This is a genomic window from uncultured Paenalcaligenes sp. (assembly GCF_947630565.1).
GTDB classification, from domain to species: Bacteria; Pseudomonadota; Gammaproteobacteria; order Burkholderiales; family Burkholderiaceae_B; genus Paenalcaligenes; species Paenalcaligenes faecalis.
Genome location: NZ_CANRIC010000004.1, coordinates 1 through 12,774, shown reverse-complemented (window position 1 = coordinate 12,774; position 12,774 = coordinate 1). Strand labels below are relative to the sequence as shown.

The window sequence follows — 12,774 nt, the reverse complement described above, 5'->3', positions numbered from 1 at the left end:
CATCAATAAACACGATATACTTCGATTTATGAGTAAAAAACACCGAGCCCCACAAACTCTTGAAGCCCTGATTCAACATTTGCAGTCGACCTATGCCGAGATGCCGACGCAATTTCAAATTAGTGCTCGTTATTTAATCGATCATCCTGGAGATATACCTATTGCGTCTATGCGGACTATTGCGGCACAAGCTGGTGTGCAACCTGCTACGTTGGTTCGTTTAGCCCAAGCGCTGGGTTATAGCGGTTGGTCAGGGCTAAAGGATGTCTTTGTACAGTCCTTACGTCAGATGCCCTCGGCCTATACAGAGCAGGCCAAAGTAGTGGTGCGTAGTCGTAATCCACTAGCGATGTTTAGTCAGGCGACTCAGGCTCAAGCCCGTAATGTTGCGAATTTACCTGAGCTTAATGCCGAGGCGATCCCTGTGGCTGTTGATTTGTTAGTGAAAGCAAAACGGGTCTATGTGGCTGGGTTTAGAGCCTCTCATGCACCGGCTTTTACCTTTTATTATTTATATCGCTTATTTAGGCCTTCAGTAGCTATGCTGCGTTCAGAGGCAGGGACCTTAGAGATGGAGCTACGAGCCTTGCAGGCGGGTGATGTGGTGGTGTTAACCGCCTTTGCGCCGTATTCGCATGAAATTGTACGAGTCTATGAGGCAGCGATTGAGAGTGGCTGTAAGGTCATTGCGCTGTGTGATAGTAAAGTGGCACCTATTGCTTTGGAATCGGAGTGTAATTTAATTTTTGGCACAGACGTTCCTTCTTTCTTTCCCTCCAGTGCCGCAGCGATTGCATTAGTAGAGGGGTTGATTGAGCAGATATTAGCTCGTACAGGAAAAAAAGCCCTCAGCGGATTGCAGTCAGCTGAAAACCAACTGCATCAGACAGGGGCTTATTGGAAATAATCGATTAGTTTCAGCAGGTCTTGTTGCTGCTTTTTAAGGATCTGCTGCTCAGCTCGCGTAATGCGTCACCTTCTAATCGGACAATACGCCATTCTGGGAGCACACGGGCACCATGGTGCTGGTAAAACTCAATTGCATTTTGGTTCCAGTCTAAAACGACCCACTCAAAACGTCCGCAGTTAAGCTCAACTGCTTTTTGCGCAAGGTGCTTTAATACAAAACTGCCTAAACCTTGATTGCGGTGTTCAGGAGCAATATAAATATCTTCTAGATATAAGCCGCGCTTGGCCTTAAAGGTGGAGTAGTTATGAAACCAGAAAACATAAGAAATAAGATGATCTGGTTGATCTTTTGGGGTGATGACTAAGGCTTTGGCCGCTGGCTCTTTGCCAAATATATTTTCAAAAATAGCGTCTTCAGTGGCTTCAAACTGATCCAGCATTTTTTCAAAAATAGCCATATCGCGCATTAAATTGACGATTTGGGGGATATCGGTAGGGGTAGCAGGGCGCAACACATAGTTGCCAAAAACTTCACTCACGCGTAGACCTCGTTGTAATATAGTAGAGACACCAACTAAAAGGGGATTGTATGTCTTTATTATTTACACGTCACACCGCTGCCGCTATTTTTGCTTTAGGTGCTACGGCTGCGGTCGTTAGTCCTGTTATGGCGCAACAAGGTTCAGCGACTGGTGAGGTACGTCGTATTGATGTGGCTGCAGGAAAAATCACCCTCAAACACGGCAGTATTGATGCATTGGAATTACCCGGTATGACCTTGGTTTATTTAGTGGACCCCGCTTTGTTAGGGGATATTAAACCGGGTGATAAAGTCAAATTTACCGCAGAGCGCCGAGATGGCGACTATGTGATTGTGAAGATCAACAAATAAAAAATATCGCGGCCTAAAGCCGCGATATTTTTTATCATCAAGGTCAGATAGTTAGAGCACGTAACGGGCTAAATCTTGGCTACCTGCGGTTTCTTCTAGTTTGTCATTGACATAAGCCGCATCAATAGTGACCTGTTGTGCGCCTTTAGAGCCTGCCTCGTAAGATAAGTCTTCAAGCAGTTTTTCCATTACAGTATAAAGACGACGAGCACCAATATTTTCAGTTCGCTCATTGACCTCGAACGCCAATTCAGCCAAACGTCGAATCCCTTCGGGCTGGAAGTCTAGTGTCACGTCTTCGGTAGCCATCAGAGCACAATACTGCTTAGTTAATGCAGCGTCGGTATCAGACAAAATTTGTACAAAGTCATCTGCACTCAAGGAGTCTAATTCTACCCGTATAGGGAAACGGCCCTGAAGCTCGGGAATGAGATCAGAGGGACGTGATAGATGAAAAGCGCCTGAGGCAATAAATAGAATATGATCCGTGCGTACTACACCGTATTTGGTGGTGACGTTTGTCCCCTCGACTAAAGGGAGTAAGTCACGTTGAACACCTTGACGAGAGACCTCGCCACTGGTGTTGCCTTCGCGGGCAGTAATCTTATCAATTTCATCTAAGAACACAATGCCATTTTGTTCTGCATTACGCACGGCTTCAGTGCGTAGATCTTCTTCGTTAACCCGTTTAGCGGCTTCTTCTTCGATTAAGAGTTTTAGAGCCTCTTTAATCTTAATTTTGCGTGGTTTGGTTTTTTCGCGTCCAATACCTGCAAACATACCGCGTAACTGTTCCGTCATTTCCTCCATGCCGGGAGGCGCCATGATTTCCATTTGCGGCATCGCTTGAGCTAATTCGATCTCAATCTCTGTGTCGTCTAGCGTCCCTTCGCGTAAACGCTTACGAAAGGTCTGGCGTGCGCTGGAGTCTTCATTTCTTTCAGGCTCGCCCATGGCATTGCGTGACGGAGGAATAAGCACATCAAGGATACGGTCTTCGGCGGCATCCTCAGCCTGATGTTTGACGCGGCGCATTTCAATTTCACGCGTTTGCTTGACGGATGCATCAACTAAATCACGAATGATGGTTTCTACATCACGGCCTACATAACCAACCTCAGTGAATTTAGTGGCTTCAACTTTGATGAACGGTGCATTAGCGAGTTTGGCTAAACGACGTGCAATTTCTGTTTTACCTACACCAGTAGGGCCAATCATGAGAATGTTTTTAGGAACGATTTCATTGCGTAATGGGTCGGCGACCTGCTGGCGGCGCCAGCGATTACGAAGTGCCACAGCGACCGAGCGTTTGGCATTGTTTTGCCCCACGATGTTTTTATCTAGTTCGGAAACGATTTCGGCGGGGGTCATTGTTGTTGCTGACATAGTAGTGACCTGCTAAATGATTATAGAGTTTCGAGGACGTGGTTTTGATTGGTGTAAATACACAAATCACCAGCGATTTCTAGGGATTTTTTCACAATCTCTGCCGGGCTAAGTTCGGTGTTATGTAGTAACGCCAAGGCAGCGGATTGCGCGTAAGAGCCTCCCGAACCAATGGCTGCAATGCCGTGCTCGGGTTCTAGTACATCGCCATTACCTGTCAGAATTAAGGTGTGTTCTTTGTCGGCCACAATGAGCATGGCTTCAAGTTTGCGTAAGACGCGGTCTGTGCGCCAGTCACGTGTTAGCTCTACGGCTGCACGTAATAAGTGACCTTGGTGTTTTTCTAGTTTGGCCTCAAAACGTTCTTGTAGAGTGAATGCATCTGCAGTTGCTCCGGCAAAACCGGCTAACACCTGGTCTTTATAAAGGCGGCGAATTTTGCGCGCAGTGCCTTTAACGACCACATTACCTAGGGTCACTTGACCGTCGCCACCAATGGCGACTTCGTTGCCGCGACGCACGGCGATAATAGTAGTGGCGTGATATTGTTCCATTATGATCCTTTGCGTTGTGTGTTTTTGTAGGTGGGGCTGTAAGGTAATAATTCAAGGGGCATAAAGAAAGCCACTCAAAATAGAGTGGCTCTCAAAATGGCAAAGCGTAGAGTTACCGCATTAGTCGCCGTAGAGTTTTTGACGCTTTTCGCGACGCTCTTGGGCTTCTAGTGATAGGTTTGCGGTAGGGCGTGCCAATAAACGCTTCAGGCCGATGGGTTCACCGGTCTCCTCACACCAGCCATACTCACCGGAGTCAATCAATCCTAAAGATTGTTGAACCTTTTTGAGTAGTTTACGCTCACGATCACGGGTACGAAGTTCTAGAGCATGCTCTTCTTCGATGGTTGCGCGATCAGCGGGATCAGGAACAAACTGAGTCTCGCGTAGATTCTCGGTGGTTGCCCCTGCATTGGCTAAGATCTCTTGCTCTAGTTCACGCAAACGGTTCTGAAAAAATGCCAATTGAGCCGCATTCATGTACTGGTCTTCGGGCATTGCTAAGAGTTCGTCCACTGTTAACAGTTGATCTGGGTTTGTACTGACATTCGAGTTGCTTGCCATGATTATTCCCTTTTTTTCATCGTGGAGCCAAAGCTCCTGCCTAAGTTAAGCCTTTTAAAATGGTAGGCCAAGTACAAGGGTTAAACGAGACACTGCTCTAGCCCTTGCATGAATACCTCTTTTGGAAGGTTGTGTCCGATAAAGACTAATTTTGTTTCAGGCTTTTCTTTACCTAGCCATGGTTTCCCTGGCTCAGCACCCATCATCATATGTACCCCCTGAAACAGCATACGACGATTAGCGCCTTTCATGTAAATGATGCCTTTGTAACGCAGTAAGTCAGGACCGAAAACTTGTACCACGCCGCCTAAAAAATCCTCAAGTCGTTCAGGATCAAATGGACGACGTGACTTAAACACAAAAGCACTCACGCTGTCTTGGTGTGCTTTGTGATGGTGATGATCATCATGATCGCAATGATCATCACAGTCATGATCATGGTCATGATGGTGCTCATGATCGTGTTCTTCATTAGCGAGAAACTCAGGGTCAATATCTAAAATAGCATTGAGATTAAAACCACTGATATCTAAGATCTCATTGAGTTCTGTTTCACCAAAATGTACCGCAGAGATAGTAGCACGAGGATTAATTCGTACAATACGTTTTCGTAATGCATTGAATTCTTCGTCTGAGACTAAATCTTTTTTAGAGATCAAAATTCTATCAGCAAAACCAATTTGTTTTTGTGACTCGTCTTGTTTGTCTAGGGTTTCCATGCCGTGCTTGGCATCAACCACAGTAATGACAGCATCTAGTCGGTAGTAGTTTGCAATGTCGTCATCCATAAAGAAGGTTTGACATACTGGGCCTGGGTTGGCCATACCGGTTGTTTCGATAATGACGCGCTCGAAATTCAGCTCGCCTTTTTCTCGTTTGATACGTAATTCATTTAATGTACGCATTAAGTCACCGCGTACAGTACAACAAATACAGCCATTATTTAGTTCGATAATTTCTTCTTGGCTGTCTTGAACTAATAATTCGTTATCAATGTTTTCTGGCCCAAACTCATTTTCAATGACCGCAATACGGCGTCCGTGGAACTCGGATAAAATGCGTTTAAGTAGGGTGGTTTTCCCTGCACCTAAAAAGCCAGTGAGGACCGTAACAGGGACCATTTTTTCTAGAGCGGCGTTCATAAGGGGCCTCATAATAAATTTATGCGATTACAGCACAGCATAGGCTGAAGCGCAAACTACAACAAAGAATGCCTACCTATGTGGGGACGATTTGTGGCATTGCAAGCAGACGGCTCGTAATTCTGTTTCATTGCTACTTAAAGCGAAACCCGCTTGCAAAATACAGTCATTAATTTGTTGACTAAGGGTAGGAGCGCTTAGCTCAGCAACAGAACCACATTGGGTACAAACCACTAAAAGATCATGTGGTTCACCCGCCACATCTACACAAGCCGTCCAGGCATTAATGGCATCTAAACGATGAATCAGGCCTAGCTCTGTTAAAAAATCTAAAGCTCTGTATACCGTAGGTGGGGCAGCATTGGGTTGCAGCGCGCGGACTTGATCTAAAAGCTCGTAGGCTTTTAGCCCCCTCTGGGCTCGTATTAACAATTCTAAAACCTGCTTTCTTATGGGTGTAAGTCGTTTTTGTCGATGCTTACAAAGTATTTCGGCATTTTGTAATTGTTGTTCTATTGCTTGAGGTGTAAGTACATGAATAGGCATAAGCGCTGTATAAAATCAGGGTTGATATGTTATAACATATCAAACTCATAAAAAATGGCTTGATAGGAAGTTCATGCGTAGATCAACTCGCACATATTTGGGATCGGCTCTGCTGTTGTCGGCAGCCCAACGCTTAATCGGGGCAATAGCTGTAATTATACTCATGTGGTTATTAAGCGCATGGGCATTGGGATGGCTATGAGTACCCCTATCATTGAATTAGAACACGTAAGTTTAGGCTGGCGCGACAAAATTGCGCTACGAGATATTAGTGGGCAGTTTGAGGCGGGTGGGCTGTATGCGTTAGTTGGCCCGAATGGGGCGGGGAAATCGACCCTCTTAAAAGGGCTCATGGGTGAAATCGTACCCGTTCAAGGGCAGATTCGCCTGCAGGTGGATGCAATGACCGATTTGGCTTTTTTACCGCAACAAGCCGATATTGATCGCAGCTTTCCCATCACTGTGTATGACGTTGTGGCAATGGGAGCATGGTCGCGCATAGGCGCTTGGCGTGGTGTGAGTGCGACAGAGCATCAACGTATTCAGCAGGCATTAGACACGGTAGGTCTAGCCGGGTTTGCGGCACGCAGTATTAATACGCTATCAGGTGGGCAGTTTCAACGTGCATTATTTGCGCGATTATTAGTGCAGGATGCCTCTGTCATTTTATTAGATGAGCCATTTGCTGCGGTCGACACAGATACCACACATGATTTATTGCGTTTGGTTTTAGATTGGCATGCACAAGGTCGTACCGTCATTGCGGTATTACACGAGTTAGATATGGTGAGAAATCACTTTCCAACCAGTGTGCTGCTTGGGGGACAGTTGGTGGCATGGGGAAAAAGCCAAGAGGTTCTTAGCTCTGAAAACCTGCATTTGGCTCGCCATTTGTGTGCTGGAGATTTTTTATAATGTTGATGGAGTGGCTGGTTTCTCCTTTTGTTGATTTTGGCTTTATGCGCCGAGCCTTAGCGGGCTCTTTTGCTTTAGCCATTGCAGCAGGGCCTTTGGGTGTGTTTTTAATTTTACGCCGTATGAGCCTGATGGGTGATGCGATGGCGCATGCCATCTTGCCCGGAGTGGCGGTTGGTTTTTTGACTGCAGGTTTTTCACTCGGCGCCATGGCCTTAGGTGGTGTGATTACCGGGTTAGTGGTGGCTTTACTTGCAGGAGCCGTAGCGCGTATCACGCCGCTTCGAGAGGACGCTAGCTTTGCGGCATTTTATTTGGTGTCACTCGGTCTAGGTGTGCTGTTGGTGTCATTACGCGGCTCGAATATGGATTTACTGCATGTGCTGTTCGGAACGGTGCTGGGTTTAGACGATGCGGCCTTGTTATTGGTAACAGGAACGTCTTCAGTGGCTCTGCTGGTATTAACCGCTATTTATAGACCATTGGTGATGGAGTGTTTGGACCCGTTGTTTTTACGTGCTCAAGGTCGACGCAGCGGTTGGGTTCATGCTGTGTTTTTAGTCTTGCTGGTGATGACTTTGGTGGCAGGGTTCCAGGTATTAGGAACGTTGATGGTCGTAGGGATCATGATGTTGCCCGCCGCCTCGGCTCGGTTTTGGGTGCATTCAGCCAGCAGTCAAATGATATGTGCTGCAGTAATAGGTGCAGTGACCTCTTACGGGGGCTTGTTGCTGTCTTTTCATGTCAATGTGCCCGCGTCGCCCTCCATTATCTTGGTGGCGGGGTCAGTCTATTTTATTTCTATCTTTTTTGGTCGTCATGGTGGGATTTGGTATTCATTACGCCAGTCTGCTGCTAGACGTCAACGTATAGCTCAAGGGAAAAAATGAAAAAAACTCTGATGATGTCGGTATCGACGATGATGCTTTATGCGGCGCTAGGTCCCCCTGTGGCGATGGCGGAACCGCTTAAAGTGGTAAGTAGTTTTTCTATTTTAGGGGATTTGGTTCATCAGGTTGGGGGTGACAAGGTGCAATCGATTAGCATCATTGGACCTGAAAGTGATGCCCATAGTTTTGAGCCACGTCCCAGTGATGCCAAAACATTACAAAGCGCAGATTTATTGATTATTAATGGCGCCCATTTTGAGGCTTGGCTACCTAAACTGAGTCAGGCGGCAGGCTATAAAGGCAAGGTAGTAGAGGCAATTCAAGGTGTGCCTTTACGCGCCTATGAGGACGAGCATGAACATGAGCATGACCCTAGCCATACCCAAACACATGCGCATACAGAGGGCCATGCACATCATCACGACCACGATCACAGTCATGACCACGGGGATTATGACCCTCATGCTTGGCAAAGCCTAGAGCATGCCCAGATGTATGTATCTACGATCCGAGATGCGCTCAGTGAAACGGACCCTGATAATACCGTGTATTACCAAAAGCGTGCCGCAGACTACATACAAGCCATGCAGGCATTGAATGTGCGATTGTTAGCTGAGTTTGAAAAAATTCCGGCATCGCAGCGATCTGTTGTGACATCGCATGATGCGTTTAACTATTTGGGCCAAGCCTATGGGGTGGAGTTTTTGTCGTTATTGGGTGCGTCAAACCAAGCGGAGCCATCCGCTAAAGAGTTAGCGGGATTGATTGAGTACATGAGAGACAATCGGGTACAAGCTGTTTTCATGGAAAATATCTCTAGTCCCAAACTGATCGAGCAAATTGCACGAGAAACCGGCGCAAAGGTAGGTAAACATTTATATTCAGATGCTTTAGCCAAAGCACCACACCCAGCGGATACCTACTTAGGAATGATGCAGTGGAATGCCGAAGCGCTGCTAGAGGTATTGCGACCTGATTAACCGCGGTTTGTCAGACGTGCTCACGACTCAGTGTCTGGTTCGTGAGCTTTTTTGCGTTTGGGGTGCGCTTGCATGAACTGTAGTAACTGTTCAGGATTGAGCTGACTTAAGCTTTGGGTTGAGCTGATCTGTGCATGGCCTAATAGTTGTTGTACCCCGCGTACATCATTAGAGGACTCTAATAAATGATTCGCAAAGCTGTTGCGAAGACGATGAGGATAAACGGGCTTAGTAATTCCTACAGCTAGGGCTCGTTGCTGTAGTTGTTTTTGAATGACTCGTGGGCTGATTCGGTTGCCTCTGGAGCCCAGAAATAAGGCCGCAAAGGCATCGATATTTGCTGAGCTTGCATTTTTTGACTCAGAAAGCAATAAATGATGACGCTGAGCTAACCAGAGTTTGATGGCGAGCATGGCTTTGGAGCCGATGGGAACCGTGCGTTGTCGTTGCTCTTTGGCTTGAATTTCTACCTCGTTGTCTTCTAGGTTAATCCAGCAATGTGATTCATAACCCGGCTCGGATATAGGTTGCACATCTAAAGCCATAATTTCAGCTAAGCGTAATCCACTGGAATACAGGAGCTCAAAAATAGCTTGATCGCGTACCGCAATCGGGTCATGAGGGTCCACAGGATAATTCAATAGTAATTCTGTTTGTTCAATAGACAGAATTTTAGGATCAGGGTAGTTGCCATGCGGTGGGTGTACACCTATAGCTGGGTTATAGCCCGTTTGATAGTGCTCACTAAGCCAATTAAAGAAATTACGCCATGCCGATAGCATACGCGCAAGGCTTCTGGGCTGAATGCCTGCCCCATGTAATTGCCCTAATGCAAAACGTAAATGATTCTGCTCATAGGAGGTAGGGGTGGGCAGTGGATAGCGTGTGATTAAGTGGGTGATATCCCGTTGATAAGCAGCCAAGGTGTCTTTGGCTAAGCCTTTGGTTTGTAAATGTTGCAGCCATTGCGTAACGGCGGCCTCGGTATTAGGCAAGTGAGGGGTTTTGTTCATAAAATCGCGCTAATATCGCCATAAAAATTTGCCCCATAGCAACTAAAAAATCAGTGCCTATGTTGTAGGTGAAACGCCTACTGATATCCGAGCCTAAGGCCAAAGCCCCCACACAGTCATGGTGGCTCCATGAATACAAGGGAATAATTGCCATTGAGGCCATAGGCTGATGAAACCAGCTTGCTGCTTCTTGGTTGTGTGTAGGACCTGTATACGGAGCCTCTAGAGCTTCAACCCAGCGTTTGGTGCTGGGGCTGCAGTCTGGGGCGTCAAAAGGGTGATTTCGCCACCATAGGCGTAGCTGCACCTCTTGGAGGCCGTATCGGGTCTGTAGGCTGTGACAAATTAGCTCGCACACATTGTGATGACTGCCATTAAAGGCCAGTAAGTCGCAGGCCCAGCTTAGTAAGGCTCGACTGATTAATTCATTTTCGCGGGCATTGTGTAAAAACTGGGTGATTTGTTTTTCTAGCTGTTGTGTATGCTTGCGTAAATGCATGGTTTGACGCTCTGAGAGTGAGATCACTTTATCAGAGCGAGGGTGAGGCAGCTTTAGATCATGCAATAGGTATTCATGCTCTAGGAAAAACTGCGGATTTTGTTTTAAAAAAGCAGCAATATCATCCGCTTGCAAAGAGATATGACTCATAGATGACCCCTAGATAAAAGGCGATGTATTTTATTTTAAAGCATCCGGGATAGCGGGGGCTTCAGGTGGGATTTTATAGCGGTTATAGCTCCAGAGGTATTGTTCAGGAAAGCGTTGAATGAGTTGCTCCATGGCTTGATTGATAGCGGTGACCATATTCTCTATAGACGGCTCTGCCGGTAGAGTTAGTCTTAAATAATGAATACGCCAGCCTTGTCCTTTAGGCAGTCGCTCTCCGGCAGTGAGGACCACAGGAACCTTGGCTTGCAAGGCTAGTTTTGCTGCAAGAGTCATGGTGTAGGCGGCTTTGCCAAAAAAAGGGACCCAGATCCCATCGCCAGAACTAGGCACTTGATCCGGTAACATACCGACGGCCTCACCCCTTTTTAAAGCACGTAAAAATTCTCGAATGCCTCGAACCGAGGCGGGGACGGCATTGAGGCCCGGCATATTACGTGATGCTTGCATCGCGGGTTCAATAAACTGCTGGCGCGGCGGCCTAAACATGACGGTAATAGGGCCATGTTTGAGTAAGGCTCGGGCCGTAATCTCAAAGCACCCCAAATGAGGGGTGAGGTAGAGTATGCCTCGTTGTTCGGCAAGAGCCTCTTGAACAATGGCCTCATCATCCGATATGCATTTTTGTAAACAACGTTGTGCATCAAGCCAGACTTTAGGGGTTTCTAAGATCATCGCACCTGTTTGGGCGGCAGCATGACGTGCAAAAGCGGGGTCGGTATAGCCAGCTTGGGCTGTGTTTTTTTGTAATCGCGAACGATAGCGACCGGGTAGTAAATAAACCACGGTACCAATTAAAGCACCGATGCTGTGAAGCCACCGTAAGGGGAGCTTTGCTAGCATTTTTAAGAAAAACAAAAACATGATGGCAGGACTGTTGTGGAGGTAAATAACAATATAGTATGAATCTTCGCGTATTTTTGCTTAAAATAGAAGGATCGCTGAGTTAACCGACAACTTGCGGAGCGATACTCTCATTAAGAGATCAAAAATTCCCGCTAAAGCGTCGCGCCCTGATAGGTCTAACCTAGGCTTTTTTTCGTGGTGCAACGCCATTGCTTTAATTCAAAAACCTACAGGATGTATGACTGTGGCACATAATGACTTTCTATTTACTTCGGAATCTGTTTCCGAAGGCCATCCCGATAAAGTAGCAGATCAAATTTCCGATGCCGTCTTAGATGCGATCTTTGAACAGGATCCTAATGCACGTGTAGCCGCTGAAACCCTATGTAATACGGGCTTAGTGGTAATGGCCGGAGAGATCACGACTACTGCAAATGTAAACTACATTGATGTAGCGCGCGAGACCTTAAAACAAATTGGTTATGACAATGCCGATTACGGTATTGATTATAAGAGCTGCGCAGTTTTAGTGGCTTACGATAAACAATCCCCAGACATTGCCCAAGGTGTAGACCGAGCCCCCGAAGAGTTAATGAATCAGGGCGCAGGGGATCAAGGCTTGATGTTTGGTTTTGCATGTGACGAGACCCCTGATTTAATGCCTGCACCTATTTGGTACTCTCACCGTCTGATGCAGCGTCAGAGCGAGCTACGCAAAGATGGCCGCCTACCTTGGTTGCGTCCAGATGCAAAGGCTCAGGTGACTTTCCGTTATGTGGATGGTCGTCCTACAGAGGTGGATACGGTAGTGTTATCAACACAGCATCACCCTGAAATCAGCCAGCCCGAAATTCATGAGGCAGTGATTGAGCAAATTATTCGCCCGACTTTTGCTGAGGGTCTGTTAACCGACAACACTCGATTTTTAGTGAATCCGACTGGTAAGTTCGTGATTGGTGGCCCTAACGGTGATTGTGGTTTAACAGGTCGCAAAATTATTGTAGATACCTACGGTGGCGCATGTTCGCATGGTGGTGGTGCTTTTTCCGGCAAAGATCCCTCTAAGGTAGACCGTTCCGCAGCGTATGCGGCGCGTTATGTTGCTAAAAATATTGTAGCGGCAGGCTTAGCTCGCCAGTGCGAGGTTCAAGTCAGTTACGCCATTGGTGTGGCAGAGCCCATCAATATTACGGTCTACACGAACGGTACGGGTATCGTGCCTGATGACCAAATCGCCCTATTGGTACGTGATCACTTCGACTTGCGTCCTCGCGGTATTGTGCAGATGCTTGATTTGTTGCGTCCTATTTATAAAAAGACGGCAGCGTATGGCCACTTTGGTCGTAGCGAGCCTGAGTTCTCCTGGGAGGCGACCGATAAGGCCGCCGCGCTACGAGCAGCTATTTAGGCTTTTATCGGCTTTTTTATCACGCCCATCCACGCGAACAGTGGGTGGGCGTTTTTATTTAT

At 46.9% G+C, this 12,774-nt stretch carries 15 protein-coding genes; 6 read left to right on the top strand and 9 right to left on the bottom strand.

The features are described from left to right. Positions 1 to 28: 28 nt before the first annotated feature. Positions 29 to 907 carry a MurR/RpiR family transcriptional regulator gene (locus tag Q0Z62_RS01515; protein WP_298050299.1) on the top strand — a complete coding sequence of 293 codons (879 nt, stop codon included), beginning with the start codon at positions 29 to 31 and terminating at the stop codon, positions 905 to 907. A gap of 10 nt (positions 908 to 917) precedes the next feature. On the opposite strand, the gene Q0Z62_RS01510 is transcribed toward Q0Z62_RS01515, so the two are convergent. Then, positions 918 to 1,448, bottom strand: coding sequence for a GNAT family N-acetyltransferase (locus Q0Z62_RS01510; protein ID WP_269900578.1), 531 nt, complete (start codon positions 1,446 to 1,448; stop codon positions 918 to 920). 50 nt (positions 1,449 to 1,498) lie between these two features. On the opposite strand from Q0Z62_RS01510, the gene Q0Z62_RS01505 reads away from it, so the two are divergent. Beyond that, on the top strand, positions 1,499 to 1,801 hold the full coding sequence (locus tag Q0Z62_RS01505) for a copper-binding protein (protein WP_298050298.1): 303 nt from the start codon (positions 1,499 to 1,501) through the stop codon (positions 1,799 to 1,801). Positions 1,802 to 1,852: 51 nt separating this feature from the next. On the opposite strand, the gene hslU is transcribed toward Q0Z62_RS01505, so the two are convergent. The 5 genes from hslU to Q0Z62_RS01480 form a co-directional block, all read right to left on the bottom strand. Continuing rightward, entirely contained in the window at positions 1,853 to 3,187 is a 1,335-nt protein-coding gene (gene hslU / locus Q0Z62_RS01500) for an ATP-dependent protease ATPase subunit HslU (protein ID WP_269900576.1), read from the bottom strand. Between the two features lie 20 nt (positions 3,188 to 3,207). Then, positions 3,208 to 3,741, bottom strand: coding sequence for an ATP-dependent protease subunit HslV (gene hslV / locus Q0Z62_RS01495; protein ID WP_269900575.1), 534 nt, complete (start codon positions 3,739 to 3,741; stop codon positions 3,208 to 3,210). A 120-nt stretch (positions 3,742 to 3,861) separates the two neighbouring features. After that, complete coding sequence (dksA, locus tag Q0Z62_RS01490; protein ID WP_269900574.1) at positions 3,862 to 4,305, bottom strand: RNA polymerase-binding protein DksA; 444 nt, start codon at positions 4,303 to 4,305, stop codon at positions 3,862 to 3,864. A gap of 80 nt (positions 4,306 to 4,385) precedes the next feature. Next, the gene (locus Q0Z62_RS01485; protein ID WP_269900573.1) at positions 4,386 to 5,447 is read right to left on the bottom strand and encodes a GTP-binding protein; all 1,062 of its coding nucleotides are present in this window, start codon (positions 5,445 to 5,447) and stop codon (positions 4,386 to 4,388) included. Positions 5,448 to 5,519: 72 nt separating this feature from the next. Continuing rightward, positions 5,520 to 5,993, bottom strand: coding sequence for a Fur family transcriptional regulator (locus Q0Z62_RS01480; RefSeq protein WP_269900572.1), 474 nt, complete (start codon positions 5,991 to 5,993; stop codon positions 5,520 to 5,522). Between the two features lie 198 nt (positions 5,994 to 6,191). On the opposite strand from Q0Z62_RS01480, the gene Q0Z62_RS01475 reads away from it, so the two are divergent. Genes Q0Z62_RS01475 through Q0Z62_RS01465 form a run of 3 tightly spaced genes read left to right on the top strand, consistent with a single transcriptional unit; the run spans position 6,192 to position 8,778 of the window. Continuing rightward, entirely contained in the window at positions 6,192 to 6,908 is a 717-nt protein-coding gene (locus Q0Z62_RS01475) for an ABC transporter ATP-binding protein (protein ID WP_298050297.1), read from the top strand. Further along, the gene (locus tag Q0Z62_RS01470) at positions 6,905 to 7,798 is read left to right on the top strand and encodes a metal ABC transporter permease (protein ID WP_269902214.1); all 894 of its coding nucleotides are present in this window, start codon (positions 6,905 to 6,907) and stop codon (positions 7,796 to 7,798) included. The genes Q0Z62_RS01475 and Q0Z62_RS01470 overlap by 4 nt, the downstream gene beginning before the upstream one ends. Next, on the top strand, positions 7,795 to 8,778 hold the full coding sequence (locus Q0Z62_RS01465; protein WP_298050296.1) for a zinc ABC transporter substrate-binding protein: 984 nt from the start codon (positions 7,795 to 7,797) through the stop codon (positions 8,776 to 8,778). The genes Q0Z62_RS01470 and Q0Z62_RS01465 overlap by 4 nt, the downstream gene beginning before the upstream one ends. A gap of 20 nt (positions 8,779 to 8,798) precedes the next feature. Here Q0Z62_RS01465 and xerC read toward each other — a convergent pair whose 3' ends face one another. From xerC to Q0Z62_RS01450, 3 genes are read right to left on the bottom strand one after another with little or no spacing between them, the layout of a single operon-like run. After that, positions 8,799 to 9,791 (bottom strand): tyrosine-type recombinase/integrase, encoded by a 993-nt coding sequence (xerC, locus tag Q0Z62_RS01460; RefSeq protein ID WP_269900569.1) that lies wholly within the window; start codon positions 9,789 to 9,791, stop codon positions 8,799 to 8,801. Further along, positions 9,766 to 10,440 (bottom strand): DUF484 family protein, encoded by a 675-nt coding sequence (locus tag Q0Z62_RS01455; RefSeq protein ID WP_298050295.1) that lies wholly within the window; start codon positions 10,438 to 10,440, stop codon positions 9,766 to 9,768. The genes xerC and Q0Z62_RS01455 overlap by 26 nt, the downstream gene beginning before the upstream one ends. A gap of 30 nt (positions 10,441 to 10,470) precedes the next feature. Further along, positions 10,471 to 11,322: a lysophospholipid acyltransferase family protein gene (locus tag Q0Z62_RS01450; RefSeq protein WP_269900567.1), complete on the bottom strand. Its 852-nt coding sequence runs from the start codon at positions 11,320 to 11,322 to the stop codon at positions 10,471 to 10,473. Positions 11,323 to 11,548: 226 nt separating this feature from the next. Here Q0Z62_RS01450 and metK point away from each other — a divergent pair, with 226 nt between their 5' ends. Further along, a complete protein-coding gene (metK, locus tag Q0Z62_RS01445) occupies positions 11,549 to 12,712 on the top strand; it encodes a methionine adenosyltransferase (protein ID WP_269902213.1) in 1,164 nt (387 codons plus the stop codon). The last annotated feature ends 62 nt before the right edge of the window (positions 12,713 to 12,774 follow it).

Coding starts and splice junctions, on each gene's coding strand:
- Q0Z62_RS01515 (WP_298050299.1), top strand. CDS start 29: ATGAGTAAAAAACACCGAGCCCCACAAACTCTTGAAGCCCTGATTCAA.
- Q0Z62_RS01505 (WP_298050298.1), top strand. CDS start 1,499: ATGTCTTTATTATTTACACGTCACACCGCTGCCGCTATTTTTGCTTTA.
- hslU (WP_269900576.1), bottom strand. CDS start 3,187: ATGTCAGCAACAACAATGACCCCCGCCGAAATCGTTTCCGAACTAGAT.
- hslV (WP_269900575.1), bottom strand. CDS start 3,741: ATGGAACAATATCACGCCACTACTATTATCGCCGTGCGTCGCGGCAAC.
- dksA (WP_269900574.1), bottom strand. CDS start 4,305: ATGGCAAGCAACTCGAATGTCAGTACAAACCCAGATCAACTGTTAACA.
- Q0Z62_RS01485 (WP_269900573.1), bottom strand. CDS start 5,447: ATGAACGCCGCTCTAGAAAAAATGGTCCCTGTTACGGTCCTCACTGGC.
- Q0Z62_RS01480 (WP_269900572.1), bottom strand. CDS start 5,993: ATGCCTATTCATGTACTTACACCTCAAGCAATAGAACAACAATTACAA.
- Q0Z62_RS01475 (WP_298050297.1), top strand. CDS start 6,192: ATGAGTACCCCTATCATTGAATTAGAACACGTAAGTTTAGGCTGGCGC.
- Q0Z62_RS01465 (WP_298050296.1), top strand. CDS start 7,795: ATGAAAAAAACTCTGATGATGTCGGTATCGACGATGATGCTTTATGCG.
- xerC (WP_269900569.1), bottom strand. CDS start 9,791: ATGAACAAAACCCCTCACTTGCCTAATACCGAGGCCGCCGTTACGCAA.
- Q0Z62_RS01455 (WP_298050295.1), bottom strand. CDS start 10,440: ATGAGTCATATCTCTTTGCAAGCGGATGATATTGCTGCTTTTTTAAAA.
- Q0Z62_RS01450 (WP_269900567.1), bottom strand. CDS start 11,322: ATGTTTTTGTTTTTCTTAAAAATGCTAGCAAAGCTCCCCTTACGGTGG.